This is a genomic window from Priestia sp. TGN 0903 (genome assembly GCF_050846855.1).
Classification (GTDB): domain Bacteria; phylum Bacillota; class Bacilli; order Bacillales; family Bacillaceae_H; genus Priestia; species Priestia zanthoxyli.
Window position 1 is genome coordinate 288,373 of sequence record NZ_JBOZGL010000001.1, and the last position, 23,004, is coordinate 311,376.

At 35.7% G+C, this 23,004-nt stretch carries 21 protein-coding genes, 1 tRNA gene and 1 riboswitch; of the genes, 5 read left to right on the forward strand and 17 right to left on the reverse strand.

The features are described 5' to 3' along the window. Positions 1-232: 232 nt before the first annotated feature. The 4 genes from ACRPLY_RS01545 to ACRPLY_RS01560 all read right to left on the reverse strand — a co-directional run bounded on the left by ACRPLY_RS01545 (position 233) and on the right by ACRPLY_RS01560 (position 5,138). Positions 233-1,432, reverse strand: a complete 1,200-nt coding sequence (locus ACRPLY_RS01545) for a phospholipase D-like domain-containing protein (RefSeq protein ID WP_310876449.1) — start codon at positions 1,430-1,432, stop codon at positions 233-235. Positions 1,433-1,577: 145 nt separating this feature from the next. Next, the gene (locus tag ACRPLY_RS01550; protein ID WP_098999341.1) at positions 1,578-2,423 is read right to left on the reverse strand and encodes a DUF2971 domain-containing protein; all 846 of its coding nucleotides are present in this window, start codon (positions 2,421-2,423) and stop codon (positions 1,578-1,580) included. Positions 2,424-2,557: 134 nt separating this feature from the next. Further along, entirely contained in the window at positions 2,558-3,190 is a 633-nt protein-coding gene (locus ACRPLY_RS01555; RefSeq protein ID WP_034266280.1) for a hypothetical protein, read from the reverse strand. 514 nt (positions 3,191-3,704) lie between these two features. Continuing rightward, complete coding sequence (locus ACRPLY_RS01560; protein WP_047750930.1) at positions 3,705-5,138, reverse strand: PLP-dependent aminotransferase family protein; 1,434 nt, start codon at positions 5,136-5,138, stop codon at positions 3,705-3,707. Between the two features lie 136 nt (positions 5,139-5,274). Between ACRPLY_RS01560 and ACRPLY_RS01565 the strand changes: the two genes are divergently transcribed. Beyond that, positions 5,275-6,171, forward strand: a complete 897-nt coding sequence (locus ACRPLY_RS01565; protein ID WP_328171560.1) for a DMT family transporter — start codon at positions 5,275-5,277, stop codon at positions 6,169-6,171. A 141-nt stretch (positions 6,172-6,312) separates the two neighbouring features. Here the strand turns inward: ACRPLY_RS01565 and ACRPLY_RS01570 are convergent, their stop codons facing one another. Both ACRPLY_RS01570 and ACRPLY_RS01575 read right to left on the reverse strand, forming a co-directional pair. Further along, complete coding sequence (locus ACRPLY_RS01570; RefSeq protein ID WP_016764194.1) at positions 6,313-6,543, reverse strand: hypothetical protein; 231 nt, start codon at positions 6,541-6,543, stop codon at positions 6,313-6,315. Positions 6,544-6,723: 180 nt separating this feature from the next. Continuing rightward, entirely contained in the window at positions 6,724-8,025 is a 1,302-nt protein-coding gene (locus ACRPLY_RS01575; RefSeq protein ID WP_432231487.1) for a GH25 family lysozyme, read from the reverse strand. 235 nt (positions 8,026-8,260) lie between these two features. Between ACRPLY_RS01575 and ACRPLY_RS01580 the strand changes: the two genes are divergently transcribed. Together ACRPLY_RS01580 and ACRPLY_RS01585 are read left to right on the forward strand one after the other, a co-directional pair. Next, a complete protein-coding gene (locus ACRPLY_RS01580; RefSeq protein ID WP_432231488.1) occupies positions 8,261-8,809 on the forward strand; it encodes an HD domain-containing protein in 549 nt (182 codons plus the stop codon). Between the two features lie 106 nt (positions 8,810-8,915). Next, positions 8,916-8,987: transfer RNA gene (locus tag ACRPLY_RS01585), tRNA-Ala, on the forward strand. A 117-nt stretch (positions 8,988-9,104) separates the two neighbouring features. Here ACRPLY_RS01585 and ACRPLY_RS01590 read toward each other — a convergent pair. The 4 genes from ACRPLY_RS01590 to ACRPLY_RS01605 form a co-directional block, all read right to left on the reverse strand. After that, positions 9,105-9,254, reverse strand: a complete 150-nt coding sequence (locus tag ACRPLY_RS01590; protein WP_165636078.1) for a hypothetical protein — start codon at positions 9,252-9,254, stop codon at positions 9,105-9,107. 717 nt (positions 9,255-9,971) lie between these two features. After that, entirely contained in the window at positions 9,972-10,514 is a 543-nt protein-coding gene (locus tag ACRPLY_RS01595) for a DUF6143 family protein (protein ID WP_165636077.1), read from the reverse strand. Between the two features lie 269 nt (positions 10,515-10,783). Then, complete coding sequence (locus tag ACRPLY_RS01600) at positions 10,784-11,236, reverse strand: hypothetical protein (RefSeq protein WP_367077200.1); 453 nt, start codon at positions 11,234-11,236, stop codon at positions 10,784-10,786. A gap of 133 nt (positions 11,237-11,369) precedes the next feature. After that, the gene (locus ACRPLY_RS01605) at positions 11,370-12,569 is read right to left on the reverse strand and encodes a phosphoglycerate dehydrogenase (RefSeq protein WP_165636075.1); all 1,200 of its coding nucleotides are present in this window, start codon (positions 12,567-12,569) and stop codon (positions 11,370-11,372) included. Positions 12,570-12,737: 168 nt separating this feature from the next. After that, a riboswitch (ZMP/ZTP riboswitch) is annotated at positions 12,738-12,816 on the reverse strand. A 210-nt stretch (positions 12,817-13,026) separates the two neighbouring features. On the opposite strand from ACRPLY_RS01605, the gene htpG reads away from it, so the two are divergent. Further along, positions 13,027-14,904, forward strand: a complete 1,878-nt coding sequence (gene htpG, locus ACRPLY_RS01610; protein ID WP_325076876.1) for a molecular chaperone HtpG — start codon at positions 13,027-13,029, stop codon at positions 14,902-14,904. Between the two features lie 30 nt (positions 14,905-14,934). On the opposite strand, the gene ACRPLY_RS01615 is transcribed toward htpG, so the two are convergent. The 6 genes from ACRPLY_RS01615 to ACRPLY_RS01640 form a co-directional block, all read right to left on the reverse strand. Next, positions 14,935-15,495, reverse strand: coding sequence for a tubby C-terminal domain-like protein (locus ACRPLY_RS01615; protein WP_432231489.1), 561 nt, complete (start codon positions 15,493-15,495; stop codon positions 14,935-14,937). Between the two features lie 55 nt (positions 15,496-15,550). Continuing rightward, positions 15,551-16,357 carry a DUF817 domain-containing protein gene (locus tag ACRPLY_RS01620; RefSeq protein ID WP_028413304.1) on the reverse strand — a complete coding sequence of 269 codons (807 nt, stop codon included), beginning with the start codon at positions 16,355-16,357 and terminating at the stop codon, positions 15,551-15,553. A 148-nt stretch (positions 16,358-16,505) separates the two neighbouring features. After that, complete coding sequence (hpaB, locus tag ACRPLY_RS01625) at positions 16,506-17,942, reverse strand: 4-hydroxyphenylacetate 3-monooxygenase, oxygenase component (protein WP_432231490.1); 1,437 nt, start codon at positions 17,940-17,942, stop codon at positions 16,506-16,508. Between the two features lie 141 nt (positions 17,943-18,083). Further along, the gene (locus ACRPLY_RS01630; protein WP_025751868.1) at positions 18,084-18,446 is read right to left on the reverse strand and encodes a group I truncated hemoglobin; all 363 of its coding nucleotides are present in this window, start codon (positions 18,444-18,446) and stop codon (positions 18,084-18,086) included. A 221-nt stretch (positions 18,447-18,667) separates the two neighbouring features. Then, positions 18,668-19,525, reverse strand: coding sequence for an SMP-30/gluconolactonase/LRE family protein (locus ACRPLY_RS01635; RefSeq protein WP_034266244.1), 858 nt, complete (start codon positions 19,523-19,525; stop codon positions 18,668-18,670). A gap of 220 nt (positions 19,526-19,745) precedes the next feature. Then, a complete protein-coding gene (locus ACRPLY_RS01640; protein WP_033579013.1) occupies positions 19,746-20,714 on the reverse strand; it encodes a rhodanese-related sulfurtransferase in 969 nt (322 codons plus the stop codon). 335 nt (positions 20,715-21,049) lie between these two features. On the opposite strand from ACRPLY_RS01640, the gene ACRPLY_RS01645 reads away from it, so the two are divergent. After that, complete coding sequence (locus tag ACRPLY_RS01645; RefSeq protein ID WP_432231683.1) at positions 21,050-21,853, forward strand: alpha/beta fold hydrolase; 804 nt, start codon at positions 21,050-21,052, stop codon at positions 21,851-21,853. Positions 21,854-22,018: 165 nt separating this feature from the next. On the opposite strand, the gene ACRPLY_RS01650 is transcribed toward ACRPLY_RS01645, so the two are convergent. Further along, positions 22,019-22,888 (reverse strand): GNAT family N-acetyltransferase, encoded by an 870-nt coding sequence (locus tag ACRPLY_RS01650; RefSeq protein ID WP_432231491.1) that lies wholly within the window; start codon positions 22,886-22,888, stop codon positions 22,019-22,021. Positions 22,889-23,004: the final 116 nt, after the last annotated feature.

Below are 23,004 nucleotides of genomic sequence, written 5' to 3' on the forward strand. Positions count from 1 at the left end.
TGAATAGAATAGTCGAGTATTCTGTCTGAATTAGACAGCCTAGCACTTAGTATAACGATTGTTTACCAATGTTCCTTTTGTAATTAAAGCAAATCTTCCTTCTAAGGTGCTCAATACGTTTCTTGAAGTCGCTGTAAAACAATGCATGTGTACAGTCTCTCCTTTCCTGTATTGGCCTTACATAGAATATATACCCGGGGAAAAATAATTAAAACTTGATTTGGGTATTTTTTCAAAAATAATAATAAATCCATTCCGGTGTTTTTTTAAGAGAACGTTCCCATTTAGGGATTTCATCTATTACTGTTTTGGTTAATCTGCGGCTGTTTGTTTTATCTTCATTAATTTCTCGTTCTATGTGTGCAATCATCTCGCGATCATAAATAAGACAGCTCGCTTCATCATTTAAATAAAAACTTCGGGGATCCCAGTTGGCTGTGCTAATATTGGCAATCGTATGATCGATGACCATTACTTTTCCGTGAAAAAACCCCTTTTTATATAAGAAAATTCGAATACCTTTGTTTAATAGTTGCTCTGTTTTAGGGTAACTAGGCGGTTTAGTGAACCACGCATCAGTATTGTCCGGAAGTATAATATCGATTAAAACGCCTTTTTCTTTTGCTGAAATAAGTGCATTCATTAAATGTTCACTTGGAATAAAATAAGGGGTAGCAATGGTAAGCTTTACTTTGGCACGGTTGATTAGATCAATCATCTTTTGCTCAAGTTCTTCTCCAGTTGAAAACAATAGCTGATAGTTTGCTCCGTGAGAGCGAGCGATAGGAACTCGCTGAGGAGATATATGTTGTCCCGTATCTTCTTCCCAATCTTTCAAAAATTGCTTTTCAATTTCAAAAATACCTTCTCCTTTAATTCGCAAGTGGTAATCACGCCAATAGCCCAATTTTTTATGCTTCCCTAAGTATTCTTCTCCTATATTAAAACCTCCGAGATAGGCTTCTTGGCCATCTACTACGACAAACTTTCGATGATTTCGATGATTAATGCTATAAAAAAAGTGCTGCCTGCTTGCTTTTCGACTAAAGGTAAACTCAACTCCATTTTTCTTAAGATCATCTATGAGTGTTCGGGAGAGATCGTTTCCTCCAAAACGATCTACAGAAAGTTTAATCTTTACCCCTTCAGCTGCTTTCTCTTTCAATAGCTCAAATAGCTTCATGCTGATGTTGTCCGCTCGAATAATAAAAAATTGAATGTACACGTACTTTTTTGCTTTTTTAATATCCTCAAATAAAGTAGGATATAAACTACTTCCTTGTGTATACAGCGCTATCTTACCTTGGTAAACAGGCGTTTCGATAAGCGGATGTACGCGAACATAAGAGTTATAGCCTTTTTTTACGTCCCATTGAAAAAACAAACACAAACAAAGCCCGCATACTAAAATAAACAGCATTTTTTTAACCATACTGTACTCCTGATTTGTCTAATATGTATATATAGGCTTTGGAGGTTTGTTTTATTTTATATGAGGAAATGTATGGGAATATAAAACGTGTAACACAAAAAGCTTAATCATTTTTTGATTAAGCCTTTGTGTACTTCGCTAGCATTTAGTAAATATAGTCCTTATACAAGTCAGACTGAATAACCTTTTTATAAGCGAGACCGTGTTTCTTAGTAAGAGATTTCACCTCATCTACACAGCTTTGAGCGCTTCTTGGCGATACGTAAATATCGTTGATAAGCTGATGTAAATTACATGTAAGGAGGTTGCCATGCTCGTGAGAAAACTCATACGATCTTTTTTCGAGGATATCCATTCGTTTTTGCCATTGATTTGCGGAAATACCTTGAATTTCGAATAGCTTTTGCAGCTTCCAAGCGTGTATACGACTTGCTACAATAACAAGCCTCAATTCATTTTCATGCTGATAGGATTTGCGCTTGTAAAATAACGTGTCATATACAGAGTGACTGATCATTTCTTTTTGGAAGTCTATGTACTGCACTTTTCCAGAGAAGATTTTATAGCGTAAATCTTTAATACTGCATAATAAATTTTCATAGGTGGTTTTAATAGCTACGCCATCATTCCCTTTTAAATATAGATCCCACATTCCAGCGGCTTCGTAATCATTGATATGCCAGGATGAAACAGCAGAAAATTCATGGATTTTTCTTATATAGGTTCTAGAGGTACGGTTATGACGTTCGCCTTTTTTTCTTAACTCTTCTATGTTCCACATCGAAGAGCATCCTTCAAGGGGGTCTGAAAATGCATCAGGTTTTGCGAAAAAAAGCGCATTGGTTTCTAGTAAATCTTGAAAATCAGACAGCGGCATAAATCGCCATACCGTCGGATTATTGTGCACCTTATAGCGTTCATCATAATCGTCATAGCTAGATTCGAATCTTTTGGCATATTCGTACGCTTTCTCTCTATAAGCTAAATCCATTGGTTTTCCTCCTCTGAATGCATATTCATACTTGAATTATAGCACTTAATTGTTGTAATTTTCAAAATTATCCACCTGCATTAAGTTCTATTATCAGAAAAGAAGACACACCTCAACATCTACAGCGTGTCTTCTTATTTAATGAAATGAATGTTTTGCTTAACACTTTCACTTTCTGGCTGATTTAATTCCAATAAATAAATTTCATCCGCTCGAAAATCTGTATTCTTCATTTCTTTTTTTAAGGTACGAATAAAGGCAGCTGAACTTTTTCCATAGGCTTCAAAATAATGAAACGTGTGTACAACAAATAAAATGGATGCGCCACTGTAATCTTTTTTGCTCTTTTTTTGAATGTTCTCTAGCACTTTTTCTATATACTCTTCCACAGAACCTTCCGTCTGGATACGGGGTAGAGCAAAATTTCCTGAATTGACCCTCTGTGCATCTTCAAATTCCAGTTTCCCATCTTTGTAAGAAGTAATTTCAATTCGTTTTTCAGTACCATCCGGCTGAATAATTAATCCGTCGTATCCTTGACTTCCAATAATAAGCTTCAATTTTGAATTCCTCGGACAATAAGAAGATTGGCTGAAGCAATAAAGCGGATAAAACTCTTCAAAAAACTTTTTGAAACGCCCTTTTTTAAGTCTGGCTAATTTTATATACTCTTTGTTTTGATGAATCATTTGCTGCGTATGTTCAAAATACTGCTTCATTTCTTCTTGCGTTCTGTACAGATCAAGATCTTTAAATAATTCATCCATCTTTTTCACCTTCAATCCCACCAACTAAAAAAGTCTTCTTACTTAGTAGATACATATTCATAAATGTGTGTGACAATTTTCTTTTTTTAAAGATATAGCTTTTTTAAAACAAAACGTGCACACTTTTCATTTTTTTTGCATATCCTGTTATTCGTGCGTTCAATCATGAGCGTACGTTTCAGCCTTTAGTTGTAAAAGATAAACCGTAAAGTTACAGCTGATGGCCGATGATATGCGTCTGATGATTTCATAAACTATAACGAACAGGAAACTTAACAATAATTGAGGTGTTGGAAATGTTTGATAATGATTACGTAGTTAAAACCATTCACGATTTACATGTAAAACGTACAGAAAGTCAATTAAAAGTTTTATTAACTTATTTTTTCCATAAAAAATAACACGTATTTATAGATGGTAATATATAGTCAGTTGTTACTTGATGTTTTTTATAAGAAGAATAGTTTGATACAAATAAAAAGGAATAGTGGGTAATCCACTATTCCTTTTTTTACTATACTTGCAATTCCCGAATCAGTTCAGCAAGAATTTCAATGCTTCTATCGATATCTGGTAAAGAGGCATAGGCGTAAGAAAGCCGAAGATAACTGCCGGTTTCTTGTGCATAAATACTTCCAGAGTTAAGCAATATCCCTCTTTTTAAAGCACGAGAGTATAAAGATTTCATTGAAATAGAAGGTTGAATATGCACCCATATAAAAAAGCCTCCTTCAGGATTCGTCCATGTTGCTATATCTCCTGCGTATGTTTCCAAAGCATTCAGCATCACTTTTCTTCTTGTTCGCAATTCCGTTCGTACAGTTTCCATATGCTGTTGATATAAGCCATTTTTAAACCATTCTGCTGCTACTCTTTGAGATAATGAGCTAGATCCATAATCTGTTTGCATTTTAATATCCGCCAAACGCTCAATGACTGGTTCTGGGCCGACTATCCATCCGATCCGTAATCCCGGGCTTAGTGTTTTAGAAAGACTGCTAACATATAACACGTGTCCATTTTTATCTAAAGCTTTTAATGGCAGCGGAGGCTGTTTATCTAGCCATAATTCGCGGTATAAATCATCTTCAATAATAGGAAGCTGATGTTCCTCACATTCTTTCAACAAATCGTAACGCCTATTTTGTGACATTAATGTTCCCGTTGGGTTATGGAAACATGGATTTGTATATAAAATAGCTTGCCCTTCTTGAGGGTCGGCGCGTTTTATAGCTGTTACTTTTATTCCTTCCTCATCCATAGCAAGGCCTTTGAGTTTCATTCCGGCTGATTGAAATACATGTAAGGAATATAGATAAGAAGGTTTTTCGAGCAAAACCGAAGAGTTTCTTTGCAGCAGTCCAATTGAAATAAGCTGAAGAGCTTGAAGAGCGCCGGAAACAATTAAAATAGAATCTGGAGAAGATTCAATCCCTATTGTTTTCATATATGCACTTAATTCTTTTCGTAAAGGAAAATACCCCTTTGGTTCTTCGTATCCTAGAACCTCCATATTTTCTGCTACTTTTTCTACGGCGTATTTCATTTTGTTTTTAGGAAATATGTCAGGTGAAAGCTCTCCTTTGCTTAATTGAATAAGGTTTGAGTTAAATTCGGATTCATTAATATCTTGTACCATTGCTTGACTCGGATGATGCATGCCTGATTTCACATGAACATCCCAATCGGGCGGAGTTGTAGCCAAAAGTGTCCACGTATTATTTATAACGATGGTTCCCTTTCCCATCTTACCTTCAATTAAACCGTCCGCTGTTAATTCCTCTAATGCGGTGATGACCGTACTTCGGTTAACATCAAACATAGCAGCAAGCTTTCGCTGACTAGGAATTTTACTTCCAATCGGCCATTCTCCACGCGCAATTTTCTCTTTCATAAAATCAATGATTTGCTTGTATTTTGGATAACTAGAACTGTTCTCTTGATTCATACATTTACTCCTGTTTTTAAAGTGGTTGGGTTAATTGCCTTTAAACTGGTTGAAGACATTTTATCAAATGTTTATTAACATGGGAACCACAATAGATACTGGTTGGATTCAAAATGAAAAATGGAGATGAATAGGTATGAAATTAACGTTTAGTCTGGTGTTCTTACATATACTGATGATTAGCTTATGGGCTTCAGCATTTCCAGTTATTCAAATAGGGCTGGAATCGTTTTCTCCTCAGCACCTCGCTTTTGTTCGGTTAAGTATTGCTTCTGTAGTGCTGTTAGTTATTGCAATAGCCACACGCATGCCCTTGCCTGACATAAAAGATATTCCACTTCTTTTAGCTCTCGGTTTTTTAGGTTTTGCCGTCTATCACACGGCCTTAAACATTGGAGAAAAAACGGTAAGTGCGGGTATTGCGAGTTTACTGATCTCGACTACTCCTATTTTTTCTTCGCTTTTAGCTATTTTTCTTTTTCAGGAGGAGTTCGGAAAAAGAAAATGGATTGGATCTGCAGTAAGCTTTGCGGGTATTGTACTTTTAACCTTCAGCAAAGAGAATTTTGTACACTCAGTTAATGGAATCTTACTGGTTCTGCTAGCTGCCCTTGCAGAAAGCGTCTATATAGTATGTCAAAAAAATTTATTAAAAAAATATGGTTTCCTTTCTTTTGTGACGTACAGTATTTGGGGGGCTACAATTTCTATGCTTGTTTTTTTACCTGGGTTAGAAACAGAACTTGCGTATATCTCTGTCAGATCAGCAATAAGCGTGATATATTTAGGGTTATTTCCAACCGTTATTCCCTATATGGTACTCGCTTATCTGACATCGCGTATAGGTTCTGCTGAGGCTGCCATCTCTCTTTACTTAACTCCTGCGCTGTCCTTTTTCTTAGCGTGGCTGCTTTTAAAAGATATCCCGAGTGCAGCTTCCATTGCTGGAAGCATCATTACGTTATGCGGCGTGTTGCTTACACATAGTAAAAGAGAGAAAGTTCACAATGCAAAGGTAATGCGTAGGGCTTAGGGAATTCTCTTAAATGCTATGTTTTTTATTTATATATTTTATTTAGAACATACTTTAATTTCTTCTTTTTGCAGTTTAATTAATAATTAATATAAAAAAGCGCCTTTCTTTAATGTTTGAAATTTAAAGAAAGGCGCTTTTTTATGTAGTTTCTAATTCTGCTTTTATTTTCCCAGCCACTGCGTGAGTCAGCTGCTGAAGATCGTAAATCTCTTCTCCTGAAAGTACTACGTGTCCGTTTAAAACGTGGTTATGTTTATATGCTCGATACGTTACTTCAATACTTTTTATCGCACGCTCTACTTCATCATTCACCATAATGCTTTCATAGTGATAGGATAGTGTTTCAATTCGAATCTGCGTATTTTTCATATTCATTCACCCTCCATGAGCCGTTGACTAAAAATATGACTGTTAGAGGTCGACTATACATAAAAACTTTTTTGTTGCCACCTAATTTGTTATTTAGAACATATTTTAATTACTTAATTGATGTCTGCTCTTCTTTTTTATAAAACCTCAAAATAAACCCCTACTCTTCAGAGCGGGGTTTTATTGCTTGTAGTACCAGCCTTTTTTATCTAAAAACTGCTTAACTTTTACAAAATCCAGTCCAGCTGCTGTGAGTTCAGCTGACGGATTACCTATTGCATGTACGTTTAATTCACTGTCAATTCCTTCATTTTTTAAGAAAGTACGAAACTCTGTTTCCATGTCTTTACTTAATCCGCCTGTTTTAATTGTAACTGGGATAGGTTCTACGTCTTTCATTTGCACGAATCCGCCTGGAACAGCCCATGCTGCACTCGTATAGCCATGTACGCTAAATACCGTGCCTTTTTTTATAGTTCTGAAATTCTCTGTTACATTCGCATATTTGTAGACTCCAATATCCTTCTTCGCTTTTACTTGAAAAGAATATTTATCTCCGAGTGAAGTAACCTTTGGTAATGATTCTTCTATAGGATTACTTACACCCTTAAGCAATTCCATCATTTTAGCTAATGTTTTCTCATCAGCTTTTCCAGTTGACGTTAATCCATACTTTTCTTGAAAAGCTTTAACAGCTGCAACGGTTTCATTTCCGTATTGGCCATCGGTTCCTTGCTGGGAAAGCTCAAATCCTAATTTAGTTAAGTTTTGCTGCAGTTCTTTTACAGCTAGTCCGCTATCACCTTGCTGCAATTGTGCTGATGGCTGATTATTTTTCACCACCGTCACGCCTGTGTTAATACTATTAAAGAAATCCAGATCCATTTCATTGATATCAACATTGCCTTTAACCCCGTTTACTTTTCCTTGATCTGTATATTGAAACATAGACCATCTATCCCAAATGGCCGTATCACCTGGATTAGTAAATCCCTTGGAACGGTTACTTCCACTGTAACGAGCTATCCATAGCGGATATCTTGCCACGGCGCTTGTAAAATTGGATTTAATAAAACTATACCCGGTGTAAAGAATAGGCGTAATGCTTGTTTTCCTTTCAATATATTCCATCCATCTAACTGCAAAGGCTGTGACCTGCGCTTTTGTTTTCCCTTTATTTTCTTCCAAATCTAAGCAATGAGGCAAATCAACCTTCATGCTGCCTAATTTATTTAAAAAGAAATTAACTTCTGCAATAGGATCATTATCAGCATGAGCAAAGTGATAAAAGCCTACACGTAGACCTGCATTTTTTGCTCCTATATAATTATCATATGATTTTTTATCTAAGAAGGTTGTACCTTCTGTTAATTTAATATACGCGCCTTTTACCCCATCCGACGCCACTTTTGCCCAATCAATTGTTCCGTTGTGATGAGAAACATCAATGACCTTAATATTTTGATTATTACGGTTTTGCATTGCTATCACTCCTTCATACAAACTATGAATAAAAAAGGAAATGGCAACTGATACAGGCCTATTAAATAGATATTAGGCTTTATAAAAAACCGTACAATAAGAAGGGCTTTTGGTAGCCTTACCTTATTATAAGAATTATAAGAAATGAATTTGTGCAATTTCATAACGTTAGGAGAGCTATATTCGTTTATACTAATAATATGAATATATACTGTATAAAAAATGGAGGAATATGATGTCTTTAATAAAAGAAGCACGTAGGTATGCAGAACATGCTCATACCGGCCAAGTGCGTAAGCTGTCTGATAAACCTTATATCGTTCATCCTATTAACGTAGGTAATATTTTAGAAAAAGCAGGTTTTAGTGAAAAAGTAATAGCAGCAGCTTATCTGCATGATGCTGTAGAAGATACAAGTGTAACACTCGAAGAAATTGTACAAAGATTTGGCTTAGAGGTAGCGGAGATTGTTGAAGCTCATACAGAAGACAAATCCAAAAGCTGGGAAGAACGTAAACAGCATACAATTCAAATTGTGAAAACTGGTTCTCTTGAAGTGAAATCTTTAATTGTAGCAGATAAATTAGACAATTTACGGTCTTTAAAAGAAAGCTACGATCAGCAAGGAGATACAATTTGGAATAGTTTTAAAAGAGGATTCGAAAAACAGAAATGGTACTACGAGTCCATCAGCAAATACGCTGAAAAAGGATTGGGACCAAGCCAAATTCCAAGTTTTTTTAATACGTACAAACAAGAAGTAAATGATTTTTTTAGAAGTTAATATTCATATGAAGAAATTAGAAAACACTGAAAATAACTATTGCGAACGTGCGTCATACGTATTAAAATATAGTAGAGTCAACAGGCAATAAAGACTCTACATAAGCGGGACTGTAGTTCAGTGGGAGAATACTTGTCTGGCAGACAAGGGGTCGTGGGTTCGAATCCCATCAGTTCCATAAAACCAGTCGTATCAAGAGTTTAAAATACTTTAAAACTCTGCCGGATGGGATGGATGCAATACTATTTCATCTGACCTCTTCATGATTTCCATGAAGAGGTTTTTTATTTTCTTTTTACGATTGATCCCCATGATTTTTATGATTATTCTTTTCACTGCTCCTGCTGACAATTTCTCTAAGTTCGCCCTCGTCGCCTTTTGCATTGATGATTTCAAAAAGCTGATTCAGCCCTTCACTTGTTTCATCGTTTGGTTCTTTGCCCATTTTATCCCCTCCTTTTGCTTTTAGGGTGCCCATCTTTTTCGCATTGTTTCATGTAAAAAGCTAAAAAGCAATTTATCAATATTAATCGATCGTAAAAGTATACCTTTACGACCCTTATACAATTACTGTTTATACAGATATACTCAATCAATTCTTTAAATTTTGCAGCGTTTTATAGGGTTTCTAATACTCATCTATAATAAAATGATCATCACAAACTTCTTTAAAATCGTTCTCTTCTTGGAGATCTCCTTCTTTATCTTTAGATATCTCGGTTTCTTGTGTAAATAGTCTAAAAAGCTTGTTTAACATTGTTTCACCTCGTATCTTTCATTAATACATTCAGTATGATTCATTTATATGAAGCCAGTATGAATTGAAACGTAAGATAATGTGAATGTAGACATTATCTTAAGATGTTGAGCATGCTTATATCCTGGACAAAAAAGTTACTTCATTCTACTTATGTATTATCGCTTTGCTTCTTGAGTCCTCAACTTCTTTAAATACCGTTCAAATCGCTTGCGTAATCGGAATTATACCTTTGCTTGTTTTTCTTTAGTTATATCCACAATCAAACGAAAAAACGCAAGCTATAAAAAAGAACTTTGGATGCTGCTGCAAAGTTCTTTTCATAAACACTTACCGTTTGTTAAGAACTGTATTAAATATGAAATAGCTCATACACTTCTCATACAATCGCTAAGACCTATTCAGTTAACAGTCCTTCTTACGTTTTTTCTCAAACCATCCATATGCAATTTCAGCTTCAATTTCTTTATTTCCTGGAGAAACTAAGAAAATAACGTATGAACCGTTGTTTGGAAAGATAAATTTGCCGTCTTCATCACTTACTAATGTACTTTTCGGAGGAACAACACGGTTAAATACGTTTACCCCTTTAGCAGGAACGCCTTTTACCATTTCTGCAAATTTAATTTTCCCTTTTGGCTTTGAACGTAGTGTAGTATTTGCTGGACTCACATTATCTGAAGTTGTTCCTTTTCCAGGCGGGATAGGGTTAAACCAAATTTCAGCAGTAAAAGGTTCGTTGGAATAGTTAGTGATAGTAAAAGCATTCACAAATAGATCTACTCCAGAGCCGGAAGGGTTAACTAACCCGCCCCAAGCATTTCTATTTCCACCGAAACGAATAGGCTTAGTTTGTCCAACAAAATAGTCTCCTTTTAACGATTGATATAAAGGATTAGATATATTCACCGCTTTAATATACGGTTTGCTCGACTCGTAATTTGACATACAATCGTCTCCTTTCTGGACTATATTTTAGGAGTTTTTTCTGTAAATGCTTGGACACATGCATATATAAATATATTTATATATAAACGCAAAAAGATAGACCCGGTACTGAGCCTATCTTTTTCTATCGTTTTTACAAAAAATTTCCCCTTGGCCCTTTCCTTACTAATGCCCTCGTCGACTGCTGGTGTATAAACGGATTGTTTTTTGACTTTATATTCCGATGCTTTTTTAATCCGTCTACTATCCCTTCTTAAAGTAGTAATCACCTATTCTTTTGTAGTCATAAAATGAAGAATCTTTACCTTTTTTTCACAATACTCAATAATTTCATAACAGGTTGTGAGGATATCATGTCTAGACAGTTCTATTTCATCCAATACAAACTTTGAAAGCTGCTTTTGCAGAACCTCCAGCTTTTTGCTGTCTTCTTCATCGATCCACAGTCCTTCCGTAATACATACATCTGCTAGTTTGTTAATAGATTGAGCCGTCCAGTTTAAGCCGGCTGAAGAAACGGTTATTGTCAGTAAATCATTTTTTATAGCTAAAATAACCTGACACACATGGGTATAGGCATCAACTTTCTTTTGGATAAATGCTTTGCGAAGCTCTTGCTTGTATTGCTCTTTCGACATCGCTATAGCTACGACAGACGTAATGAATGTTCCTGCCAGCGCGATGAGCGACCCTATCAAAATCCCTATCATTTCTTCTGACAAAACGTTCACCTCTTTAAAGGTATTTCTATATGCTATGGGAATGAAGGAAATGATATGAGGATAAGTACCATGTAAAAACAGCCCTAACTTAGAAAAGTTAGGGCTGAAACACTAAAATAGGATGATAACCAAATTAGATAATACGACTTGTAATAATTCCTTCAATTTGACCAATTTTTTCTTCTAGCTCAGGCACAATCTCGTCACTTACTTGATTGTCAATATCGATCATTGTATACGCATATTCACCGCGGCTTCTGTTCACCATATCTGCGATGTTTAAATTGTAGTTTGAGAATACTTGCGTAAGTTGTCCTACCATATTCGGTACGTTGTGATGGAAAGCAGCTACGCGTTTTTTCCCAGTGTAAGGAAGAGATGCATTCGGGAAGTTCACTGAATTTTTAACATTTCCTGTTTCTAAGAAATTTTTCACTTGACGTGCTGCCATTACCGCACAGTTTTCTTCTGATTCTTGAGTTGATGCCCCTAAATGAGGAATTGGCACAACATTTTTCATGTTCAAGACATTTTGATTTGGGAAATCTGTAATATATCGACCAACTTTTCCATTTTCAAGAGCAGCTTTCATATCTTCTTCGTTTACAAGCTCACCGCGTGAGAAGTTCAAAATATGAACATCTGGTTTCATGATGCTAAACGTCTCTTTATTGAAAACACCTTTTGTATCGTCCGTTAATGGAACGTGAACCGTAATATAGTCAGATGCTGCAAATAGTTCTTCTAGAGACATTGCACGCTGTACGTTGCGAGACAAATTCCAAGCTGTATTAACAGAAATGAATGGATCAAAACCAATTACGTCCATATCTAAATCAAGCGCGTCGTTTGCTACAAGAGCACCAATTGCACCTAAACCAATAACGCCTAATGTTTTACCTTTGATTTCTTTTCCAACAAACTGTTTTTTACCTGCTTCAACTAACTTAGGAATTTGGTCACCTTGGCCGTCTAATCCTTTTGTCCATTCAACTCCAGCAAATAAGTTACGAGAAGAAGCCATAATTGTAGTTAAAACCATTTCTTTTACTGCGTTTGCATTAGCTCCTGGCGTATTAAATACAACGATACCTTGCTCCGTGCAAGCTTCCACCGGTATATTGTTAACCCCTGCTCCAGCTCGTGCAATAGCTTTTAAATTTTGGTCAAATGCCATGCTGTGCATGTTAAAGCTACGCACGACAATCGCATCTGGATTTTCGCTGTCGTTGTCAATTTGATAACCTTCTTGATTAAAAACATTTAGACCTTTTTGTGCAATGTTGTTTAATGTTTTGATTGTTTGTACTTTTTCTAATGTTAATGTGCTCATTTTGTACTCTCCTCTGATTATCATCGTAGTTTTACATGTTTTTACCTTTGGATAAAGGAACTTCATTTTTAATTTTTTTAAAAGTCTGGTTTTTTAGCCTACATGTCTGATAACTTCTATATCCTCTCCCCCTAAACAGAAAGAGGTAAGAGATATGTATTAATCCCTTACCTCTGCCCAGGCGAACGGCTACGTCACTATATGCTTCCTCACGGTTATCCGCGTTTCGCCAGTCACATATAGTCTTTGAAATTAAGTATATTCTAGCAAACTCTTTCAGAACGTTCAACCTTTTTTTAAAAGTTTGCTTTTTTCAGTCTAATTTTTAATCTCTTTGGTGAATCTCCTAATATATTGACAAATATCCTAATACATGTTAAATAAAAAGAGTGATTAGCACTCTATCCACTCAAGTGCTAATTATTTTATAAGCCCTATTTGGAAAGGAGAACTTCTTATGTCAAAAAAAGAATTCAAAGCCGAATCAAAGCGATTATTAGAGATGATGATTAATTCCATCTATTCTCAAAAAGAAGTATTTTTGAGAGAACTTCTATCAAATTCAAGCGATGCAATCGATAAAATTTATTACAAAGCCTTAACAGACAACTCCTTGCGTTTTAACAAAGAAAGCTATTACATAAAAGTAACACCAGATAAAACTAACCGTACCTTAACCATTACGGATACTGGGATTGGCATGACGCAAGAAGAGCTTGAAAGTAGCTTGGGCACAATTGCGCGAAGCGGTTCCCTTGCGTTTAAAAATGAAAATGAAACAAAGGACGGACACACGATTATTGGCCAATTCGGCGTTGGGTTTTACGCAGCGTTTATGGTGGCAGATGTCGTAACGGTGATTAGTAAAGCGTTAGGCAGCAATGAAGCCTATAAATGGGAATCTACTGGTGCTGATGGTTATACAATCGAACTTTGCGAAAAAGAAACGGTTGGAACTCAAATCATTTTAAAAATCAAAGAAAATACAGAAGATGAAACATATGATGAGTATCTAGAAGAGTATCGTTTAAAAGAGATCATTAAAAAGTATTCAGACTTTATCCGCTACCCAATTAAAATGGACATAACGGAAAAACGTCCTAAAGAAGGTTCTGATAACGAGCTAGAAGATTATACAGAAGAGCAAGTTATCAACAGTATGGTACCGATCTGGAAGAAAAATAAAAATGAATTGACTTCAGAAGACTATGAGCAATTTTATTCAGAAAAGCGCTACGGGTTTGATAAACCGCTCACTCACCTTCACATTAATGTGGATGGAACGATTCGCTACAATGCTATTTTATTTATTCCAGAAAATAGTCCGTTTGATTACTACTCAAAAGAATTTGAAAAAGGACTTGAACTGTATTCAAACGGCGTATTAATTATGAATAAATGCGCAGATCTTCTTCCAGACTACTTTAGCTTCGTGAAAGGTATGGTAGATTCTGAAGATTTATCTCTTAATATTTCGCGTGAAATCTTACAGCAAGATCGCCAGCTTCAGCTGATTGCCAAAAACATCGGCAAGAAAATCAAAAATGAGTTAAAAAGTTTGCTTAAAAACGAACGTGAAAAGTACGAGAAGTTTTATGAATCATTTGGCCGTCAGCTAAAATACGGCGTTTACAGTGACTTTGGCAGCAACAAAGATGTATTAAAAGACCTGCTTTTATTCTATTCTTCTACAGAGAAAAAGCTCGTAACACTAGACGAGTATGTATCACGCATGCCTGAGGATCAAAAGTATATCTATTATGCATCAGGCGAATCGTACAACCGCATTGAAAAGCTTCCTCAAGCAGAATTGGTTGCAGATAAAGGATACGAAATTCTGTATTTTACAGAAGATATCGATGAATTTGCGATTAAAATGTTAATGACGTACGAAGAAAAAGAATTTAAATCTGTTTCAAGTAGTGACTTAGGGATTGAAGCAGAAGAAGAACAGCTCAATGAGTCTGAGGAAAAAGAAAATAAAGAGCTATTTGACTATATGAAAAAAGCTTTGGCGGGAAAAGTAGGAGATGTGCGCGCGTCTAAACGTTTAAAAACACACCCCGTTTGCTTATCAGCTGATGGTGAAGTAACGATTGAAATGGAGAAAATTTTAAGTGCTATGCCTGACAATCAGCATGTAAAAGCAGAAAAAGTGTTAGAAATTAACGTAAATCATGATGTATTCGCTTCTTTAAAAGATGCATTTGAAAATGACAAAGAGAAACTAGACCTTTATACAAATTTATTATATAACCAAGCTCTTCTAATTGAAGGCTTATCTATTAGTGATCCCGTTGAATTCACAAATGATATTTGTAAAATCATGATATAAAAATCAGGCGCAGAATCATTCTGCGCCTGATTATATGCATGGCATAATAAAAGTAGTTATATAGTAAGAAGCGATAAAAATGGGTACGGGCAGTTCTTCTGTTACTCTTATTGAGTGTTTTCCTTGTTTAAAATGAAAAAGGTCTGATTTAAACTCCGCGACTTTTTCTCTTTTTTGATTAAAAATACATGCTTCCTCTACAGCTTCATGACTACTTAACATGTAGACGTTATTTCCCCATCTAATTTCTTGTGCTCCTTCGTTTTTAATTATTCCTTTACCTAATAGATCCCCCACTGTTTTTCCATTTTCTTTTATCACCCACCGGTGTTTTTTCACGTGATCAATAAACACCGTTCTTCCTTCCCATTGAACTTGTACATGTACCTTTAAGCCGCAGGAAAAGATAGGAAACCAAGAAATAGAATCTAACACTGGAAGTCCATCACGAGTTACAAAATCAATACTTTTAGTCCACATATTTTTATGCACTCTCTTAAGCTGTCCGACGTTTTCTCCATTTTCATTTGTAACTGCTACGGTCTTCCCCGCTGATTTAAAATAGGGAAGATAAAAGATATATTCTTGCATATAATCCTCCAAAGCTTCTGTACCTCATATTAACAGCGTGTACATAGTTATGTTTCTATCTTTCATATATTTCGTTTGTTTCTTTGGATTTCTTCCTTTGTTTAAATTGGCTCTGATTTTCTTTTAAATGCTTTAGTAAAGCAACAATCAAGAAACTAACAATCACAAGAAGAAGCCAAGAGCTAATTTTACTTATATGAACCATTGTCCATTGCTGCTGTTGATCTGGATACTGCCATGCTCCGAAAAATGTTGCGATATTTTCAGCGATCCAAATGAAAAAGCCAATCAGTACAAAAGACAATACTAAAGGCATGCGATATGTACGTTTGTTAACCGTAAAATATACAAAAGTTCGATAAAAAATAAGTAAAGTAAAAAGTTTTAAAAACCAGCGGAAGTCGTAAATGAAATGATGCGTGAAAAAGTTAAGGTAAATAGTCATACTTAGTATACTGACAATCCACGTAGAAGGCCAATTCGCAAGCTTTAATTCAAGCCTTCTCCACACTTGGCACATGTAGCTGGCTACACTAGCATACATAAATCCGCTGTACAGCGGAACTCCCCAGACTTTAGTGAAAGCTTTTTCCGGATAGCTCCATGAGCCCATATGAACTTTGTAGAGTTCTAACGCTAGTCCAATTAAATGAAATACTGCAATGACTTTTACTTCATCAAGCGTTTCTCGTTTAAACGCCACCATTAAAACTTGAGTTCCTAGACAGACTAATAAAATAAGGTCATATCTAGAAATAAACGGTACTTCAATTATTTTTGTCATGGCCAATGTAAGAAAAATAATAACAGGAAAAACACAAGATTTTGCTTGTTCTAAACCAAAATAGATTAATTGCTTCATTGTAACATCCTATCTTTATAGTATTCCTTAGTATTTTCACAGAAATGATTCCCTGAAAATTATTGCAGATTTTTCAAATTTATTCAATAAGCATCTCCGCTGTTTTTGCAACTAAATTATCATACCCAGCGGAGATCAGTTTTCTCCATTAACTTTTCAAAAAATCGGTGACTCTCTGTACATAGCGCTCTTTATCGTAAGATAAGTACAGATAACTGGTTAACTGTACAGGCTCTCCAAAGAAAAAACGTTCATACAGCGTTTCTCTTGTGCCAAACGGACTCATCGTTAAATCCCATGCAAGTCGAAAAAGCTTAATTCGATCTTCTGCTCCTCTCGATTTAGCTTGCAAATAACGCGTAATATCTTCCTTAACCAATGAGCGGCACGTATTTTCTGTTGGTATTGCCATTAGTCCGCTTGCACCTAAAAGCTGGATAATCTCTGTAAAGGTAGGATATGTTTTTGAAAATATATTTGCGGCAATACGAAGTGTAGTTTCATTCGGACGCATGTATCCCCATGTATCAATCTCCGCTTCTTCTTCTGCTTTCATCACGAGAGCTTTCATCGTTTCTAACGCAATAATAAGCTCCGTGGCTTTTTCTCGCACATGCGGATAGTCCGTAATGTTAATGGTTTCAATCAGAGATTGTACAATTCCTAATACAAACTCTGTTTTGACAATTCTCCTTGAAGTTACTTGATGCAGAGCAAAAGCTGAGAAGGAACTAGAAGCAAGGAATGTATTTGATACGTCTACATTTTCATAGAAAAACACGCGGTTCCACGGTACTAATACATGGTCAAAGACAACAATTGTATCCATTTCTTCAAATCTAGAACTTAATGGATAATCAAACGTCGAATCTTTTCCTGCAAATGATTCTCTACAAATAAATTTAATTCCTTTTATATTACTTGGAATTGAAAAAGCAAATCCTTTTTCTTTTCCTTGAATGCCTGCTGAAGACAGTACGAGCAGCTCATCCGTCATGCCACCCTGTGTAGCAAGCAGTTTCGCACCTTGGATAACGATTCCCTCATTGTTTTTATCAACTATTTTTGCTGCTATCGGTTCATCGTTTTGCTCGTAATAAAATTGGATTCGACTGACTTGAGGATCGATGAATGTATGAGTGAGCGATAAATCGTGCTCTCTCACATATTCATAATAAGAAATGATGTTTTCAGGAAAGCAATTTTCTTCTCCTCTCAGGAGTTCTGCAGAGGATGCAAAAGCCATCAATACAGTATTCATATAATCTGGACTTCTCCCCATCATACCGTGAGTTAAGCGAGCCCACTGCTGAGTCATCTCTCGCCTCTTTTTTAACTCCTCTTTTGTTTTAGGCTGTAAATAAGATGTACCGACAAATTCCTTAGAAGCCGGAGATTGGTATGTCATGATATCTTTGATTTTTTTATCATGCTGAAGATCATAAAGCTTAGCTTGACTGTTAATGGCTCCTTTAAAAGCCGGATGTTCTGATATATCGCCTGTTACGAGCTTGCCATCAACCCATACATTTGCTTTTAATTGGTTAATTCTCTCTACGTATTGCTTCCCATTAATTGCTGACATACTCCCACTCCCAGACTTTCGATAAATATTTTCACCTATTGCATTTTTATCATATTACGATGTCTTTTCCATGTTTCCTTCATACATCACAGCTTTGCGCATAAAAAAAAGAAGGTTACAATAACCTTCTTTTTTTATGATTTATTTATATTGAATATCATTTCTTAGAGATTCAACTTTACTTAATGCTTGGTCAATATCAGGCTCTTCAACATTAAAGTGAGCAAGTGCATCGTGAAGATGCTTAGCAATTGCATTAAAATGTTCGGGCTGAATATTCATATTTGCATGCGCTTTGGCCATCGACTTTCCTGAATATTGATTCGGTCCACCTAAGGCAAAGCTTATAAACTTAGCTTGATGTCGACGTTGTTTATCCATATCCGTGTGCTCGAAAAAGTGACTAACTGTTTCGTCTTTTAAAACAAGCTCAGAATAAAAATAGTCTACTACTTTTTCAATCGCTTCTTGTCCGCCCACTTTTTCATACAATGTTTGTTCCAAAACAATTCCTCCTTTTGTACCTTTAACCATTATTAACCAATACAAGTATTCATATTCTTTGAAAGGCTTCTTTATGGGAATTCGTTATCGTCATGTTTTATTCCTCTTCCTCATAATGAATAAAATGTAAAGGGAATGAACGCAGTGCAAAGGAGTTGTAGAAACTGCATTTAATATCTATCGTTACTGGTCTGAATCATTACATTTTGATAAGTGCTGGTCTAATATACGTAAGTATAAGCCGGTAAGCCTTTTACTCCTACTCGGCATGAAAAAAGAGAGCCGGCAGCTTCTTCGTATTTTTCTTCTTCCTTAGCTGTGGTGATAAATAAAGTTTGTAAATCGTCTCCTCCAAATGTACAGCAGGTTACATTGGAAACAGGAAGATGAATAGATTCTATAATTTCTCCTTTCTCTGGATCTACACAAATAACTTTCGAACCTCCCCAAAGCGCTACCCACAGTCGGTCGTGCTCATCAATTGTCATTCCATCAGGAAACCCGTCTATATCTGAAAGGTCAATCACCACTTTTTCATCTTCGAGCCTTGTTGTTTCTTTAGAAAATGAATAAGACATAATTTTATTTTTCGGGGAATCAACTAGAAAGAATTTGTCTCCTGTTCGATTCCAAGCTAGCCCGTTTGACACGCTTAATCCTTCTTTAGCACTCTTAATTACACCTTTTTCATCTACTACGTACAGCTGGGCTTTTCCTTCTTCATCTTCTTCACTCATCGTGCCAATCCAAAAGCGATTATATGGATCACATTTCCCGTCATTAAAACGCATGTTTTTTTCAAGAGTATCTAAACGGATATACTCTTCATGATTCTTTTTGTTTTTATCCACTAAAAGCAGCTGATTACGAGTGGAGACGACCAATTTTGAATGATTGGTTGTAGAAACGCTTGTAACAACTGAAGGAAGATCCATATCTTCTAATGTTGTCGTTTTTGGATCGTACGTAAGAAGTTTTTTATCTAAAATGTCTACTAGCACTAATCTTTGATTTTCTTCATCCCATAGGGGTCCTTCCAGTAAACGTCCATCGTACTTTTTTTCAATTTTCGCTTCCATTTTCAAGCTCCTTTGTTGTTTTTATGTACAACCGTTTTTTAATCGCTTTCTAAAAAATATTCCTTTAAGTATGCAAAACAAAAAACAGGAATATGTTTCCTTTTTATAAATACCCGTTGCATAACCTTCTCTAAACACTAGGTTATTCTCTAAACACTAGGTTACAAGAGAATCTTTTCATAAAAAAACAGCACGCTGTATATAGCGTGCTGTTTTTTTATTATAAAGTTACGTGTTCGTTTTCTAACTCTTTAACACGTGCTGCAAATTCTTCTTCTGTTAAACCATGTTCTTTTACATAGCGGTTACGGGGACTTACTCGGCATTCATGTGAACAAGCGCGTAAATATTTGTGTTCGTTTTCTTCAGAAGCTAAGATTTTCTTATTGCATTCTGGGTTTGAGCAGTTAACATAACGTTCGCAAGGCTCGCCGGTAAAGTGATCCTTCCCGACAATCACATGCTCTTTTTGGTTAACTGGTACGCTGATGCGCTCATCAAATACATAGCACTGACCATCCCATAGTTCACCTTGTACTTCTGGATCTTTTCCGTATGTTACAATACCTCCGTGAAGCTGACTTACATCTTCAAAACCTTCTTCAAGAAGCCATCCAGAGAATTTTTCACAGCGAATACCGCCTGTGCAGTACGTTAAGATTTTTTTATCTTCAAACTGATCTTTGTTGTCGCGAATCCATTCAGGAAGCTCACGGAAGTTTTGAATATCCGGACGAACAGCTCCTCGGAAGTGGCCTAGATCGTATTCATAATCGTTTCGTGCATCGATTACGACCGTATTTTCATCTTGCATCGCTTGATAAAATTCTTTTGGGCTTAAGTAATTACCCGTTACGCGAAGAGGATTCACATCTTCTTCTAATCGAAGAGTTACTAATTCTTTGCGGTGACGCACGTGCATTTTTTTGAACGCATGTTCATCTGCTTCGTCTATTTTAAATACAATACCTTCAAAACGAGGATCATTTTTCATCGTTTCCATGTATTTATCTGTTTGTTCAACTGTTCCTGATACTGTTCCATTGATCCCTTCAGCCGCAATTAAAATGCGTCCTTTTAGTTCAAGCTCTTTACAAAATGCCAAGTGCTGAGCTGTGAACTCTTCAGGATTTTCAATTGGAGTGTACAAATAATATAGTAGTACTTGATATGGTTTTCTTTCAGTCATGTTGCTTCTTCCACCTATCTGTTTATATTTGCAAGATATAATGCATGTAGGTCGGTTATTGTGAACCGAATTGATGGTAACAATTCATTACTTAAAGGTACATTACGACAAAAACAACATCCTTTTTATGAGGATGCTTCTATCTAAAAAGTATTACAGTGAATGATTGTTTCAAAAACATACAGTATTTAAGCCTGTAATAGTATAACATATCAAGGCGAACACTTCTAGGATTTGTTTTTTTTATGAACATTTTCTTGCGGAGATACGTTCTACCTGAGCTTTTCTGCGCATACATGATGAGATATGAACCTTTGAGATTGGAGGCGGAAATGATGCCTTTTTATACATTAAAAGACGGTGCAACTTTATACTATGAACAACAAGGGGAAGGAACACCTATTATTTTCATTCACGGAGTTTGGATGAGCAGTCGTTTTTTTCACAACCAGCTTTCTTTTTTTTCGAAACAGTATCAAACTATTCTTTTGGATTTAAGAGGACATGGAAATTCAAGTCATACTCCATATGGTCACACAATTTCCACTTATGCTCGCGATGTGCATGAGTTTATAAATAATAAACGATTAAAAGACGTCATATTAGTAGGCTGGTCGATGGGTGCTTTTGTTGTGTGGGAATATTTGAAACAATTTGGTGAAGAAAATGTAAAAGGGAATATTATTGTAGATGAAATGGCTTCAGACTTTAAATGGTCAGACTTTCCAATCGGTGCATTTGATTTACCTGCCCTTATTTCGCTTATGCAAGGTATTCAGCTTGATCGAACAAGTACATTAGAAAGTTTTATTCCGCTTATGTTTAAGGATGAATTAACTGAAAAAGATAAACATTGGATTATGAAAGAAGTAACGAAAATGCCCGAGTCGATAGCTAGTGCTATTTTGTTTGATCAATCCATTGTGGACTATCGAGAATTCCTCCCGTTTATTACAATTCCTACTTTACTGTGCTTTGGAAAAGAAGAAAAACTCATTCCTGTAGCGGCTGGAAGGCATATTCAAAAGCTGGTTTCAGGTTCTGTACTTGAAGTTTTTGAGAACAGCTGCCACTGCCCTTTTCTCGAAGAAAGCGATCGGTTTAACAAAGTTGTGAGTGATTTTATCGAGCGTATCTAATTTACAACAAAAAAAGAATTGCCTTGTTTCTAACGGATTCGGTTGATAGAAAGAAGCATAAGTTAGAACTACAAATCAGCAATATAAATGGTAAGTAAAAGCGCTCGAAAAAAATCCGAGCGCTTTTACACTTAATGTTCTCCGCCCTCATTGAACTTAACTCTTTTACAGTTTGAGGCGATAACTTATAAGAATATCTTTTGGTTCAAAACCAACTTTCATATATACTCGATTTGCTTGACTATTTGCTCTATCAACGGTTAGTTTAATTTCATTAATTTGTGGAAATGAAAACATCTCTGTTAAAACTTCCTTTAACAACCTCGTTCCTAGACCTTGACACTGAGCATTCTTTGAAACACCAATATACTCCAATGAAGCCTCTCGCATTTCAGTATCGACTTCAAAGTACGCATAGCCTTGCAACTCATTAGACACATTTTTAAGTATCTTTAACATATTTCTATCGTTAAGTCTCTCAATAATTGTTTTTCCATCATAATAAGTATTTTGAAACATTGCGTTATGCAGCATTTCAAATGCTTGAAAATCACTATGTTTAAATGGCTCGCTTTTCATTTCAATAACTTTATCAAAATTTTGTTCTTTAATTTCTAAGATCAAGTGTTCACCAGTCTTTTTTGCTTTTATTTCATTCATAAATACTTGTTGCAGCTCATTTTCTTCATTGATAAAAAAATGAAATTTTTGAATCAAAGGATTTTCATTAACTAACTGTTTCCATAATTGAGATTGCAAATAAATAGAAGATGTTTTATTAAAAGGTCCCCACACTTCTGCTACCGTTTCTTCGATATCAAATCCAATAGCCGCTAAAATTTCTCCTGTCCTATTTCTAGCGATTAAAAATTTAATATCACCCTCGTCACTAATAAAAGCTTCTTTTAATGTCTGGTAGATTTCTTCTTCTTTTTCACCACAATAACCAATATGTGATGTTTTCTGACTATTTGTTTCTGATAGAAATCGAGATAATTCACCGAGGTTATTTGGTTTTTCTATAATAGCATCCATAACACTATCCCCTTCTTTAACTCCAATTTAGTGTCGTGTTCGTTCCTACTTCAAGCTATCCCTGCTTATTAACCTCTTTTACCTTCCTAGTTTGAAATTATTATTCTATATGATAT

Bases quoted from the DNA above. Each gene is read 5' to 3' on its own strand.
- ACRPLY_RS01545 (WP_310876449.1), bottom strand. From the start codon at position 1,432: ATGGTTAAAAAAATGCTGTTTATTTTAGTATGCGGGCTTTGTTTGTGT.
- ACRPLY_RS01550 (WP_098999341.1), bottom strand. From the start codon at position 2,423: ATGGATTTAGCTTATAGAGAGAAAGCGTACGAATATGCCAAAAGATTC.
- ACRPLY_RS01555 (WP_034266280.1), bottom strand. From the start codon at position 3,190: ATGGATGAATTATTTAAAGATCTTGATCTGTACAGAACGCAAGAAGAA.
- ACRPLY_RS01560 (WP_047750930.1), bottom strand. From the start codon at position 5,138: ATGAATCAAGAGAACAGTTCTAGTTATCCAAAATACAAGCAAATCATT.
- ACRPLY_RS01565 (WP_328171560.1), top strand. From the start codon at position 5,275: ATGAAATTAACGTTTAGTCTGGTGTTCTTACATATACTGATGATTAGC.
- ACRPLY_RS01570 (WP_016764194.1), bottom strand. From the start codon at position 6,543: ATGAAAAATACGCAGATTCGAATTGAAACACTATCCTATCACTATGAA.
- ACRPLY_RS01575 (WP_432231487.1), bottom strand. From the start codon at position 8,025: ATGCAAAACCGTAATAATCAAAATATTAAGGTCATTGATGTTTCTCAT.
- ACRPLY_RS01580 (WP_432231488.1), top strand. From the start codon at position 8,261: ATGTCTTTAATAAAAGAAGCACGTAGGTATGCAGAACATGCTCATACC.
- ACRPLY_RS01590 (WP_165636078.1), bottom strand. From the start codon at position 9,254: ATGGGCAAAGAACCAAACGATGAAACAAGTGAAGGGCTGAATCAGCTT.
- ACRPLY_RS01595 (WP_165636077.1), bottom strand. From the start codon at position 10,514: ATGTCAAATTACGAGTCGAGCAAACCGTATATTAAAGCGGTGAATATA.
- ACRPLY_RS01605 (WP_165636075.1), bottom strand. From the start codon at position 12,569: ATGAGCACATTAACATTAGAAAAAGTACAAACAATCAAAACATTAAAC.
- htpG (WP_325076876.1), top strand. From the start codon at position 13,027: ATGTCAAAAAAAGAATTCAAAGCCGAATCAAAGCGATTATTAGAGATG.
- ACRPLY_RS01615 (WP_432231489.1), bottom strand. From the start codon at position 15,495: ATGCAAGAATATATCTTTTATCTTCCCTATTTTAAATCAGCGGGGAAG.
- ACRPLY_RS01620 (WP_028413304.1), bottom strand. From the start codon at position 16,357: ATGAAGCAATTAATCTATTTTGGTTTAGAACAAGCAAAATCTTGTGTT.
- hpaB (WP_432231490.1), bottom strand. From the start codon at position 17,942: ATGTCAGCAATTAATGGGAAGCAATACGTAGAGAGAATTAACCAATTA.
- ACRPLY_RS01635 (WP_034266244.1), bottom strand. From the start codon at position 19,525: ATGGAAGCGAAAATTGAAAAAAAGTACGATGGACGTTTACTGGAAGGA.
- ACRPLY_RS01640 (WP_033579013.1), bottom strand. From the start codon at position 20,714: ATGACTGAAAGAAAACCATATCAAGTACTACTATATTATTTGTACACT.
- ACRPLY_RS01645 (WP_432231683.1), top strand. From the start codon at position 21,050: ATGCCTTTTTATACATTAAAAGACGGTGCAACTTTATACTATGAACAA.
- ACRPLY_RS01650 (WP_432231491.1), bottom strand. From the start codon at position 22,888: ATGGATGCTATTATAGAAAAACCAAATAACCTCGGTGAATTATCTCGA.